10 protein-coding genes, 2 pseudogenes and 1 riboswitch are annotated in these 12,356 nt (G+C 61.8%); all 12 genes and pseudogenes read left to right on the forward strand.

What is annotated here, in order from left to right; translation table 11 throughout:
- Window positions 1–311: pseudogene (locus tag F7P65_RS21375) on the forward strand (cell division protein FtsZ); the annotation flags it as partial.
- A 122-nt stretch (window positions 312–433) separates the two neighbouring features.
- The gene (locus F7P65_RS21380) at window positions 434–2,263 is read left to right on the forward strand and encodes an SPOR domain-containing protein (RefSeq protein ID WP_150295533.1); all 1,830 of its coding nucleotides are present in this window, start codon (window positions 434–436) and stop codon (window positions 2,261–2,263) included.
- Between the two features lie 11 nt (window positions 2,264–2,274).
- Window positions 2,275–3,429, forward strand: a complete 1,155-nt coding sequence (locus F7P65_RS21385; RefSeq protein WP_150295535.1) for a deoxyguanosinetriphosphate triphosphohydrolase — start codon at window positions 2,275–2,277, stop codon at window positions 3,427–3,429.
- A gap of 59 nt (window positions 3,430–3,488) precedes the next feature.
- Window positions 3,489–3,588, forward strand: a riboswitch (glycine riboswitch).
- A gap of 176 nt (window positions 3,589–3,764) precedes the next feature.
- On the forward strand, window positions 3,765–4,916 hold the full coding sequence (gene gcvT, locus F7P65_RS21390) for a glycine cleavage system aminomethyltransferase GcvT (RefSeq protein WP_150295536.1): 1,152 nt from the start codon (window positions 3,765–3,767) through the stop codon (window positions 4,914–4,916).
- Between the two features lie 129 nt (window positions 4,917–5,045).
- On the forward strand, window positions 5,046–5,417 hold the full coding sequence (gene gcvH, locus F7P65_RS21395; protein ID WP_150295538.1) for a glycine cleavage system protein GcvH: 372 nt from the start codon (window positions 5,046–5,048) through the stop codon (window positions 5,415–5,417).
- Window positions 5,418–5,467: 50 nt separating this feature from the next.
- The gene (gene gcvPA / locus F7P65_RS21400) at window positions 5,468–6,826 is read left to right on the forward strand and encodes an aminomethyl-transferring glycine dehydrogenase subunit GcvPA (protein ID WP_150295540.1); all 1,359 of its coding nucleotides are present in this window, start codon (window positions 5,468–5,470) and stop codon (window positions 6,824–6,826) included.
- Window positions 6,823–8,394, forward strand: a complete 1,572-nt coding sequence (gene gcvPB / locus F7P65_RS21405) for an aminomethyl-transferring glycine dehydrogenase subunit GcvPB (protein WP_150295542.1) — start codon at window positions 6,823–6,825, stop codon at window positions 8,392–8,394. Before gcvPA ends, gcvPB begins: the two co-directional genes overlap by 4 nt.
- A complete protein-coding gene (locus tag F7P65_RS21410) occupies window positions 8,391–9,032 on the forward strand; it encodes a DUF938 domain-containing protein (RefSeq protein ID WP_150295544.1) in 642 nt (213 codons plus the stop codon). Before gcvPB ends, F7P65_RS21410 begins: the two co-directional genes overlap by 4 nt.
- Window positions 9,033–9,065: 33 nt before the next feature.
- Window positions 9,066–9,191: pseudogene (locus F7P65_RS21415) on the forward strand (S-adenosylmethionine:tRNA ribosyltransferase-isomerase); the annotation flags it as partial.
- Between the two features lie 144 nt (window positions 9,192–9,335).
- Complete coding sequence (locus F7P65_RS21420; RefSeq protein WP_150295546.1) at window positions 9,336–9,791, forward strand: GIY-YIG nuclease family protein; 456 nt, start codon at window positions 9,336–9,338, stop codon at window positions 9,789–9,791.
- Between the two features lie 150 nt (window positions 9,792–9,941).
- Window positions 9,942–11,189 carry a DUF6538 domain-containing protein gene (locus F7P65_RS21425; protein WP_162854740.1) on the forward strand — a complete coding sequence of 416 codons (1,248 nt, stop codon included), beginning with the start codon at window positions 9,942–9,944 and terminating at the stop codon, window positions 11,187–11,189.
- 527 nt (window positions 11,190–11,716) lie between these two features.
- Window positions 11,717–12,356 (forward strand): hypothetical protein (locus tag F7P65_RS21430; protein ID WP_150295550.1); only part of this gene is annotated, 640 nt, incomplete at its 3' end.

Below are 12,356 nucleotides of genomic sequence, written 5' to 3' on the forward strand. Positions count from 1 at the left end.
CGGCTCCGCTGACCCCGCCGGCCCCGGTGGCGGCTGCCAAGCCCGCGCCTGCTGCGCCCGCGCGGCCCTCCGCCGTCTTCTCGGACGAGGACCCCTCGCAGGACGAATTGCTGCTGGGCGCCGAGGAAGCGGTGGAAAAGCCGGCTCCCGCGCCCGCTCCGCAGGCCGCGCCCCGCGTCGCCACCGGCGGTACGCTGTTCGAACGCATGGCGGGTCTGACCCGTGGCGCGGACAAGGGTGCCGCCGCCAGCGATGACGGCGCGTCAACGCCGGACATTCCGCGCTTCCTCAACCGCCAGAGCAACCAGTAACCGGGCGCGGGTTCGTTCCCGCCCCGACCGGACAAGCGCGCCATCGGCTGCCATGGGCAACCGGGCGCGCTTTTTCTTTTGGCATATTCCCTTGTTCCGACTCCATCCGCTAAAGGGTTCCTGTGAGACGGCATGACATATGGATTCTCGGCGGGCTGCTTCTGGCGGGAACCGCGCCCCTGCAACCGACATGGGCGCAACCCGCATTGGCGCAGCCGGGGCAGGTGCAGGCGATTCGCCCCTCCGGCGCTGAAAATCTCAACCGCAATCTGGCCCGGCTGGCATCCAATCCGCGCGATGTCACGGCGCTGATCGGAGCGGGCGAGGCGGCGCTGGACCTGGACGATGCGCGCGCCGCCGCCGGTTTCTTCGCCCGCGCCGATACGCTCCAGCCGAACAACGGCAAGGTGAAGGCGGGCCTTGGCCGGGTCATGCTCCAGAACCAGAATCCGGGCGAAGCGCTGCGCCTGTTCGACCAGGCGACCCGGCTGGGCTATCCGGAAACGTCGCTGCTGTCCGACCGGGGTCTGGCCAGGGATATGACCGGCGATCAGGCCGGGGCGCAGCGCGATTATCAGGCCGCGCTCCAGCGCATGCCCGACGATGTCGAACTGACCCATCGCTATGCAGCGTCGCTTGGCATATCGGGTCAGGTGGATGCGGCGGAACAGGTGCTGAAGCCGCTGCTTTACAAGAGCGACCGTGCCGCCTGGCGCTATCGCGCCTTCATCCTGGCGATGAACAACCGACAGGGGGATGCGAAGAAGATCGCGGAGCAGACCATGCCCGCGCAACTGGCCTCGGCGCTGCTGCCCTATATGCAGAAAATGCCCTATCTGACCGCCGCGCAAAAGGCGGCGGCGGTGCATTTCGGGCATTTCCCGACCACTGTCGGCACGACCGTCGCGGCGGTGACGCCGACATCGCCGGCCTTTGCCTCGGCCGAACCGCTGCCGGCGCCGACGGTCCAGGCGCAGCCGCAGGCCGCCGTTTCGACGCGGCAGAGCCGCCGTTCGGGCCGCAAGGGTGAGGGCGCCACGCTGGCGCAGGCCGATATGGCGCGCCGGACGGCCCCGGTTTCGGCGGCACCGGCCCGCACGCCGACCCCGCAGCAGCCCGCGCCGCAGACGATGCAGCGCGCCGCTGCCCCCGCCACAGGACGCGATGTGCAGGGACCGCCCGCGCCCGGCTTCGAGTCCGCACCGACCACGCCGCCCGCGCCCGCCCATCCTTCGGCCAGCCAGCTCAATGCGATCACGCTGGCCCAGGCCTCCGCGCCTCGTTCGCCGACCCCGGAACCGCAGCGCGCCCCGTCCCAGAGCCTGTCGACCCCGAGCCTGCCGGCCCAGACCGCGCCGACCACACCGCCTGCGGCTCCGGCGGAAGCCGCACCCCAGCCGCAGATCGACCCGCAGGTCACACGCTCGCTGGCGGACATCATCCATGCCATCGACGTGCCCGAATCGGAACGGCAGTCGAGCGTGGCCGCGGTCGACCTGACCGAAATCGCGCAGATTCAGGCGACCCGTCGCGCCGAACGTCAGGCCGCCGCCACCGCCACCGCGGACAAGGCGAAGAAGGCTGCCGCCGCCAAGGCCAAGGCGGAGGCCGATGCCAAGGCCAAGCAACTGGCCGAGGAGAAGAAGAAAGCCGCCGAGGAAAAGGCCCGCCTCGCCGCCAATCCGTCGCGCAACTGGCTTCAGGTGGGGACGGGGGCCAACAAGGGCGCGCTGGCCTTCACCATGAAGGGACTGCGCAAGAAATATGACTCGCTGGAACCGCAGGACGCCTGGGTCGCGGGCTGGGGCCGCACCAATCGCCTGCTGGTTGGGCCGTTCAGCAGCTTTACCCGTGCCAAGACGCTGGAGGAGAAGCTGAAATCGGCGGGCGCGGACGTGTTCGCCTGGAAAAGCGATGCCGGGGAGGTGGTCGAACGGCTCCCGGGCAAGTAAAGGGCGCCCGCATGACGCTGCTTGCTTCCTATGCCTCCCACCCGGACCGGAGCCGGGGCCGCCTTCACGCCGAACCGGGCGGGGAGGTGCGCGGCCCCCGCGATGTGTTCCAGCGCGACCGCGACCGCATCATTCACTCCATCGCCTTCCGCCGCCTGCGCCACAAGACGCAGGTGTTCGTTTCCCCCGATGGCGATCATTTCCGCGTCCGCCTGACCCACAGCCTGGAAGTCGCGCAGATCGGCCGCACCACGGCGCGGACGCTGGGCCTCAACGAAGACCTCACCGAAGCGCTCTGCCTCGCCCATGACATCGGCCATCCGCCCTTCGGCCATGCGGGGGAAGATGCGCTGGAAGCGGCGCTCGACGCCCATGGCGGCTTCGATCACAATGCCCATACGCTGCGGACGCTGATGCTGCTGGAAAGCCCCTATCCACTGTTCCGGGGGCTGAATCTCAGTTGGGAAATGCTGGAGGGGCTGGCCAAGCATAATGGCCCGATCGCCCATCCCGGCTGGGCCATGAGGCAAGTGAACGCGCTGTTTCCGCTCGACTTGCCCAGTCATGCCTCGCTGGAGGCGCAACTGGCGGCGATTGCGGATGACATCGCCTATGACAATCACGACATTGACGATGGCCTGCGCGCCGGATTGCTGAGCCTTGACCAGCTTTTGAGCGTGCCGCTGGTCAAAAGCTGCTGGGAACGGGTGCGCGCCCGCTATCCCGACATCCCCGAAGACCGGCTGCTGCGCGAACTGGTGCGCGAGCAGATCGGCGTCATGGCCAATGATCTCATCGCCTCCACCCGCGCCAATATCGCCGCATCGGGGGTCGAGACGGTGGACGATGTCCGTCATGCCGGGCGCACGTTGGTCGCCTTCTCGCCCGAACTGGCGGCGCAGGAACGCGACCTCAAGCGGTTCATGTATGCCGCGCTCTACCACCACCCCTCGCAATTGGCGGCGGCGGACCGGGCGCGGGTGATCGTCACCGACCTCTTCCGCGCCTATCAGGCCGATCCGAAGCTGATGCCGGAGGAATGGAGCTGGGATTGCGTGTCCGCCGAACCGCAACGCAGCCGGCATATCGCCGATTTCATCGCGGGGATGACGGACCGCTATGCCGAAAAGCGCCACGCCGAACTCTTCGGCCGATTGAGCGATTGACGTCGCGCCCGGTTTCACGCAATGCGAAACGATGTCGCCGGAGCCGAAGACTCGACTCCGGACTTGATGCGGGAGAGCATGGGAAGCCTTTCAGGCCACCCCGTCGCCGAAGGAGCAACCGCCCCGGAATCTCTCAGGCCAAAGGACCGCATCATGGGCAGGCACTCTGGAAAGCGGACGGTTCGGGCCGTCCCACCGAAGGGGTAAGCCATCCGGTCGAATGATCGGTGGTCAAAGCTCTCAGGTTCCGTGACAGAGGGGGTGGCAGGCGCAATGGGTCCGACTCCGGCCATGCGCGTTTGTCGCCCATGATCTCGCACGGAAAGGCCGCCCCCATGTCAGGCAATGACGACATCGCCCATATCGAAGAAGAATTGCCGCTGCAGGACCTGCCGCTCGACGCCTGGCACCGTGCCAAGGGCGCGCGCATGGTCGGCTTTGCGGGCTATCATATGCCGATCCAATATGAAGGCATCATGGCCGAACATAGCTGGACCCGCGAGCATGCCGGGCTGTTCGACGTCAGCCACATGGGCCAGATCGCCTTTTCGGGCGAGGGCGTGGACGAAGCGCTGGAGCATCTGTTGCCCAGCGACATCAAGGGGTTGAAGCCCTGCCGCCAGCGCTATTCGATGCTGCTCGATGAAGAGGGGGGCATCTTGGACGACCTGATGGTGTCGCGCCTCGACGGCGCGGCGTTCGATGGCGCTCCCATCTACATGGTCGTCAACGGCGCGACCAAATATGACGATATCGGCTGGATGATCGAGCGTCTGCCCGACGAGGTCGTCATGAACCATATGGACGAGCAGGCCCTGCTGGCCCTGCAAGGGCCGGAAGCGGGCGACGCGCTCGCCGCGCTGATCCCCGAAACCGCCGACCTGATTTTCATGCAGTCGGGGCCGTTCACCTGGCGCGGCGTGCCGCTGTGGATCAGCCGGTCGGGCTATACCGGCGAGGACGGCTTTGAAATCAGCGTTCCCGCGGCGGACGTGACGCTGCTGGCCGACGCGCTGTGCGCACTGCCGCAGGTGAAGCCCATCGGCCTTGGCGCGCGCGATTCGCTGCGGCTGGAGGCGGGCCTGCCGCTCTACGGCCATGACCTGACGCCTGCCGTCAGCACCATCGGCGCGGATCTGGGCTTCGCGATCCAGAAGCGCCGGCGCGAGGAAGGCGGCTTTATCGGCCATGCCCGCGTGATGAAGGAACTGGCTGATGGCCCCGGCGCCAAGCGCGTGGGGCTGAAGATCGAGGGCCGCATGCCGGCGCGCGAGGGCGCGTCGATCTATGCCGGCGGCATGCAGGTGGGTGAAGTGACCTCCGGCGGCTTTGCGCCGACCGTGGGCGCGCCGATCGCCATGGGCTGGGTCAGCCTGCCGCACAGCGCGATCGACACCGCGCTGGAGATCGAGGTGCGCGGCAAGCGCATCGCCGCCACGGTTGCGCCGATGCCGTTCGTGCCGCACCGTTACCGCCGCAAGGCGTGAGTCTTTCGCTTATTTGTTGGTGGTGATTTCAAGCCCATCACCCAGTTTATGTGTTGACGTGATTTTCAAGCCAATCACACAGTTTGTTGACGTGATTTTCCAGCAAATCACTTCGAGGGGAGTAGAACCATGAGCCGTTATTTCACCGAAGACCATGAATGGATCGATGTCGAAGGCGATATCGCCACCGTCGGCATCACCGAATATGCGCAGGAGCAGCTGGGCGACATCGTGTTCGTCGAACTGCCCGCCGAAGGCGCCCGCTTCGAGAAGGGCGACGACGCCGCCGTCGTGGAGTCGGTCAAGGCCGCTTCGGACGTCTATTCGCCGATTTCCGGCGAAGTCGTCGAAGCCAATGGCGCGCTGGAGGACGAACCCGCGCTGGTGAACAGCGATGCGGAGGAAGATGGCTGGTTCTTCAAGCTGCGCGTCGGCGACGCCAGCGAGTTGGAGGGCCTGATGAACGAAGCCGCCTACAAGAAGTTCGTGGCCTCGCTGTGATCGACAACGTCATCCCCGCACGGGCGGGGATGACGAAGCAGGAAAATAACATGCGCTACCTACCCCTTACCGACACTGACCGGCAGGATATGCTGTCCGTCATCGGCGCCTCGTCGGTCGACGACCTGTTCGTGGACGTCCCCGCCGAAGCCCGCCTTTCCGACAAGATTGCGGGCCTGCCCGACCATGCCAGCGAACTGGCGGTCGAGCGCCACATGGCGGCCCTCGCGCGGAAGAACCTGTCGGCAGGGGAGGCGCCCTTCTTCCTCGGCGCGGGCGCGTACCGGCACCATGTTCCCGCCAGCGTCGATCATCTGATCCAGCGCGGCGAGTTTCTGACCGCCTACACGCCCTATCAGCCGGAAATCGCGCAGGGCACGTTGCAGGTGCTGTTCGAATTCCAGACGCAGGTCGCGCGCCTGCTCGGCTGCGACGTCGCCAACGCGTCCATGTATGACGGCTCGACCGCCTGCTGGGAAGCGATCGGCATGGCGCGGCGCATCACCAAGCGCGGCAAGGCGATCCTGTCCTCCGGCCTGCACCCGCATTATGTCTCGGTCGCCAACACCATGGCGAAGTTCACCGGCGACGCGCTGGTGCATCAGGCCCCCACGCTGGACGCCGCGACCGATATCGACGCGCTGATCGCCGGCATCGACAAGGATACGAGCTGCGTCGTCGTCCAATATCCCGACATATTGGGTCGCATCGCCGACCTGACCCCGCTCGCTGACGCCGCTCATGCAGCCGGCGCGCTGCTGGTCGCGGTCGTGACCGAGCCGGTGGCGCTGGGGGCGATCAAAGCGCCGGGCCATATGGGAGCCGACATCGTCGTCGGCGAAGGCCAGTCCATCGGCGTTGGCCTGCAATTTGGCGGGCCTTATCTCGGCCTGTTCGGCTGCAAGCAGAAATATGTCCGCCAGATGCCGGGCCGCCTTTGCGGCGAGACGGTGGACGCGGCGGGCAAGCGCGGGTTCGTGCTGACGCTGTCGACCCGCGAGCAGCATATCCGCCGCGAAAAGGCGACGTCCAACATCTGCACCAATTCGGGCCTGTGCGCGCTGGCGTTCAGCATCCACATGACGCTGCTGGGCGAGCGGGGCTTGCGCGAACTCGCCACGCTGAACCATGGCCTTGCCGTGCAGGCGGCCGACCGTCTCCGCCAGGTGCCGGGCGTCACGCTGCTCAACGACAGCTTCTTCAATGAATTCACGCTGGTCCTGTCGAAGGATGCGCGCGACGTCGTCCGCAACCTTGCCGACAGGGGCGTGCTGGGCGGCGTGTCGCTGGGCCGCTTGTTCCCGGACGCCTCGGAAATCGGTCATGGCCTGGTCGTCGCCGTCACCGAAACCGTGACCGTGGAGGACATCGAAACCCTTGCCAAGGCGCTTGAGGAGGAACTGGCATGACCATGCTGAAGGAAGGCCGCCCCACCGCGCCGCAAGCCGTCAACGAAGCCGACAGCGCGCCTGCCACCGTCACCGGCAACCGCGCACTGATGCTGGAAGAGGCGCTGATCTTCGAGATCGGGTCGACCGACACCACCGGCGTCGATTTCGCGGAAGCGCCAAAGGTCGCCAGCCGCCTCGGCAACCTCGCCCGTACCGACGGCATCGGCCTGCCCGGCCTGTCGGAGCAGGAGACGGTGCGCCACTATACCCGCCTCAGCCGCCAGAACTATGCCATCGATCTGGGCCTGTTCCCGCTCGGCAGTTGCACCATGAAGCACAACCCGCGCCTCAATGAGAAGGTCGCGCGCATGCCCGGCTTCGCGGACCTCCACCCGCTCGCGCCGCAATCGACGGTGCAGGGCGCGCTGGCGGTGATCCATGAACTGGCGCAGTGGCTGGTGACGCTGACCGGCATGCACTCGGTCGCGATGAGCCCCAAGGCGGGCGCGCATGGCGAGCTGTGCGGCCTGCTGGCGATCCGCTCGGCGCTCGAAGCCCGTGGCGACGCGCGCAGCGTCATCCTCGTCCCGGAAAGCGCGCACGGCACCAATCCCGCCACGGCCGCCTTCTGCGGTTACAAGGTCGAGGATATTCCGGCGACCCCGGATGGCCGCGTCGATCTCGAAGCGCTCAAGGCGCGCCTCGGTCCCGATGTCGCGGCGGTGATGATCACCAACCCCAACACCTGCGGCCTGTTCGAGCGCGAGATGAAGACGATTTCCGACGCGGTCCATGCCGCCGGGGCGTTCGTCTATTGCGACGGCGCGAACTTCAACGCCATTGTCGGCCGGGTCCGCCCGGGCGACCTGGGCGTCGACGCGATGCACATCAACCTGCACAAGACCTTCTCGACGCCCCATGGCGGCGGCGGTCCCGGTTCCGGTCCGGTGGTGCTGTCCGAAGCGCTTACGCCCTTCGCGCCGCTGCCCTTCGTGGAGAAGCAGGGCGACCGCTTCGTGCTGGTCGAGGAGGAAACGGTCGAGGATCATCATGCCAGCAGCTTCGGCCGCATGGTCGCCTTCCACGGCCAGATGGGCATGTTCACCCGCGCGCTGACCTATATCCTCAGCCACGGCGCGGACGGCCTGCGGCAGGTCGCGAGCGACGCCGTGCTGAACGCCAATTACATCCTGCGCAGCCTGGACGATGTGCTCGACGCGCCGTTCGGCGGCAGCGGCCCGTGCATGCATGAGGCGCTGTTCAGCGACAAGGGGCTGGCCGAGGGCTTCACCACGCTCGACATCGCCAAGGGGCTGATCGACGAGGGCTTCCACCCGATGACCATGTATTTCCCGCTGGTCGTCCACGGCGCGATGCTGGTCGAACCGACCGAGACGGAAAGCAAGGCCGCGCTCGACCAGTTCATCCTGGCGCTGCGCAGCCTGGCCGAACGCGCCAAGGCGGGGGATGAGGCGCTCAAGGGCGCGCCCTATTTCGCCCCGCGCCGTCGCCTTGACGAGACGCTGGCCGCGCGCAAGCCCGTCCTCACCTGGACGGAAGGCGCGCTGGCGCAGGCCGCCGAATGACGGAGAGGCCGGAACCGTGGGAACCCGGTTCCGGCCCCGTCGACGCGGGAAAACGCCACGCCCCCGCGACCGAGCGCAACCGCGATGCCATATTGGCCGTGTTGCGGGAGGCACTGCCGCCCTCCGGCCTGATGCTGGAGGTGGCGAGCGGCAGCGGCGAACATGCGATCCATTTCGCCGCCGCCTTTCCCGATCTCGACTGGCAACCCAGCGACCCCGATCCGGTCGCGCTGGCGTCCATCGCTGCGTGGCGGGACGAAGCGGGCCTTGCCAATCTTCGTCCGCCGATCAGGCTCGATGCCGCTGCGCCGTGGCCGGTGACGCGCGCCGACGCGATCCTCTGCATCAACATGGTGCATATTAGTTCATGGAACGCTACGGTCGGATTGTTCACGCAAAGCGCAAAGCTTCTCCAGAAGGGCGCGCCGCTGATCCTTTACGGACCTTACTTTCGCAACGATCACCCAACCGCACCCAGCAATCTGGCCTTTGACGAAAGCCTACGATCGCGAAATGCCGAATGGGGCGTTCGCTGGCTGGAGGATGTGACCGAACTTGCTGAAGCAGAAGGATTTGTCGTGACTGCGGTTCACGAAATGCCTGCAAACAACCTGACTGTGGTGTATCGCCGGGCCTGATGATGGTGTGGGTAACGGTTGGGCGTTACAATACTGTTCATGCTGGTAAGTGCCTTGATGGGTATCGAGAAAATGCAAGAAGCGTACAGGCACGCAATCAAGGAAAGCTATCGTTTCTATAGCTATGGGGACTCAAGCCTGCTGCTGCCGAAGGGATAAGGCGGAAGGCACTTTGGTCTTGTACAATCGGCTTCCCGATCGCGGCCTCAATCATCCAAATCAGTGACACCACGGCTTCGCTGTCTGCCGAAGTTGTCTCAGCTCAACTCAGTCATTAGGTTTGGCCTGAGAATGGAGGAAGCGGTGGCAAAAGCGGCTAGTGATACCCGGAGCATCGAGCAAACGCTGAATGGATTATCAATCGACGTCTGGAACAAAAAATGGGTTCATGTTCCAGACGGGTTCCGATCACTCCAATCTGATCTTCGGCGGAGAGTCGGTGTGTTCGCGGCTAGAGACGGAGATGAAGTGAAATATGTGGGATGTGCCACGCAATTGAAAAATGGCGGCTTGAGGGCAGGTTTGGCACGAGTCAGGCTTAAATTGCAGACAAACAACTCCTCCTACGGTATACTAAAGATAAAAGAAAATATAGATGCTGTAGAGGCCTATGTAATATTTACCGAAGACCCTCTTCATTATGTCATAGATGCTAAAAATCTTGCAGTTGCAATGATCGATCTGCATAATCCGTCGTGGAATGCGCCGAGATATATCACCGCAGCTGCAAGAAAAGCGCGTTACGGAGGCGGATCATAAACGCCATGCCGAGCCGTCATTCGTAATGATGGGGTCACGTGTTCGAGTCACGTAAGCGGCACCATCGCCTCTAACTGATTGAATTTGTTAGGGAAAATCCGCGAAATGGGGCTTGTTGCGACTGTCTGCTACAAACGTAGCAGGTGATTCTTGTCGACATATCTCCTTAAGCGCGATGGCGGCTCTTACTATTTCCGGCGCGCTATCCCTACGAATCTCCGCCCCTTCATTGGTGGGAGGCGGGAATGGGTTAAGTCTCTTGGCACCAAGAGCAGGCACGAAGCCAAGCAGCGCATTCCGGAACTGGTAATAGAGACAGACCGGGAATTGGGTCGGGCCTTTGCTATGCTGAATGGCAAAGTCTGTGCGGATGATGTGCCAGCCGAACGATCGCCGGTGTTCATATACAAGGCGGCGGAGCCTTCTCCTGACGCTCTTGTAGGGGTGCCCGTGCGCCTTTTGGAGACGCTGGACGAATATATACAAGAGCAGCGGATAAAGCCTTCTACGGCCTCAGAATGGCGTTCGATCATAAGGAAGCTGATAGCCTTTGTCGGGCATGATGATGCCCGCCGACTAAGCGTGGAAGAGTTGGACCGATGGCGGGACATGCTTCTTACAGAGACTACAAAGAGGGGAACCCTTCGTGACCCCGGAACGGTCAAAGACAAATATCTGGCGGCAGTAAGGGCCACATTGAATTGGGCTGTAGAAAAGCGGCTCATACCTGTGAACGTAGCAACGAAGGTTGCGGTTAGGGTTCCCAGGAAAGTATTGCTTAGGACAAGGGACTTCAACCCGGATGAAGTAAAGGCGATCCTCTCCGCAACCTTGGATGGCCCTTGGAGTGGTGTCCATGAAATAAAGGCACTTTCAAGAAGGTGGATACCTTGGATTTGCGCGTACACCGGTGCGAGAGTTAATGAAATTAGTCAGATTAGATATAATGATATTTATAAAGTGGGCGATGTCTGGGTGTTTCGGATAACGCCAGAAGCCGGTACGGTTAAATCTAATATTAGCAGAATTATTCCAATTCATAATCATCTTATTGAACAGGGTATCATAGATGCCCTAAAAGTACGAGATGGGGCAATATTTTACGATCCTTTTCGGCGTCGTACTAAAGGTAGCAACGTCCGGTACTGCAAGAAGGTAGGGGAGAATCTCAGAGACTGGATTAGATCAGACATAGGAATAACTGACCCTCATGTTCAACCCAATCATGGCTGGCGGCATACATTTAAAACATTAGCATTAGAGGTAGGAATACCGGAACGGGTTGCTGATTTTATACAGGGACATGCGCCTAGAACGGTAGGTCAATCTTATGGAAGTGTGTCTCTTCCTGTCCTTGTTTCGGCTATTTCTAAGATACCCCGCTATGAATTTGGATAGGGCGGTCGAAGTGAGCATTCGTATTTCATTGCTGATCCCTGTTCCAGCAGCCGTACCAACCTTCCTAATTGGTTTCCTAATGGCTGTTTTGCGTGGGTTCCTGTCCTGCCCGTTGTTAAAACTTAACTTAGCCGGAGCGTCATTCTGGCAATTTTAACCCGGATATTAATCCTACACCTAAACATCGGTATTACATACCTAAACATCTCGGGCGCTTAGCTGATCTGCACATAGCAACCGGACTTTAAACCGGGAGGCTTTTTAATTCTAGGAACAACGCTGACGCTTCGATTCCCGCGAGAAGGTTTAGAGAAGAGCCTGAACGAGAATGACAAAGAAGAAGGGGCAAGTAATTTTATAATAATATAGTAAAATTTATTCATACAATATACAGATAGTAAAAAATTCTACTAGCTGTTCTCAACCCAGAAACTTTTATGTAAATACCCTTTCATTCAATAAAAATCCGTCAATTCTCTATAAGGGAGGATTGACTTGTTTTAAAAATGAAAAGGACGTTTGCTTAAGTGCTATTAGATTATTCTCATTATGATTATTGTTATGATTTGGAAATCCCTTCTTCCTCATGCTCTCTAACATTCCCGGTTAAGCCAAAGGCTGATGCCTTCAAGGCGTTGAAGGAAACGATGAAGGAATGTCTTTCTTCCTGTTCAAAGCCCTTGTTTCATATCTTCCCTGCGGTCTGTGGTGGCGGCAAATCAAAAGCCGTCCAAGAGTTCATTGCGGAATGGAAGGGTACAGGCTTTGCTATCGATAGCAGCGCCTTCATCATGCTGCCGACGCTGGAAGACGTCGATACCTACATCACCGGATGCAGGCTGGAACAGGGGGACTATGCTTGCCTGTCGCCGGACCCAAAATACAGCAGCTACGGCCTAGGTAGAGGGCGGGCTACGGAAGCGAGGGTACTGTTTGTCACCCATGAACAAGCGCGGCGGCGGATGCTTGAACATGGGAGTTTTGGAGCGGTGACGGCGTTCCACTATCACGGCAAGCCAAGGGCGTTAAGGGCTTGTGATGAGGGTCTTATCCCTGCCGTTCCTGTTGCTATTAGGTTGTCTCGCATTGAAGCCCTGCCGGACGTTGTACGCCCCCGCAATCCGGCGTTGGCGGTTAAGATTGACTGTCCGCCGTCAGCGCCCATGG

Origin of the sequence: Sphingobium estronivorans (assembly GCF_008692605.1) — a bacterium.
In the GTDB taxonomy this organism is placed as follows: Bacteria; Pseudomonadota; Alphaproteobacteria; order Sphingomonadales; family Sphingomonadaceae; genus Sphingobium; species Sphingobium estronivorans.

Bases quoted from the DNA above. Each gene is read 5' to 3' on its own strand.
- F7P65_RS21385 (WP_150295535.1), top strand. From the start codon at position 2,275: ATGACGCTGCTTGCTTCCTATGCCTCCCACCCGGACCGGAGCCGGGGC.
- gcvT (WP_150295536.1), top strand. From the start codon at position 3,765: ATGTCAGGCAATGACGACATCGCCCATATCGAAGAAGAATTGCCGCTG.
- gcvH (WP_150295538.1), top strand. From the start codon at position 5,046: ATGAGCCGTTATTTCACCGAAGACCATGAATGGATCGATGTCGAAGGC.
- gcvPA (WP_150295540.1), top strand. From the start codon at position 5,468: ATGCGCTACCTACCCCTTACCGACACTGACCGGCAGGATATGCTGTCC.
- gcvPB (WP_150295542.1), top strand. From the start codon at position 6,823: ATGACCATGCTGAAGGAAGGCCGCCCCACCGCGCCGCAAGCCGTCAAC.
- F7P65_RS21410 (WP_150295544.1), top strand. From the start codon at position 8,391: ATGACGGAGAGGCCGGAACCGTGGGAACCCGGTTCCGGCCCCGTCGAC.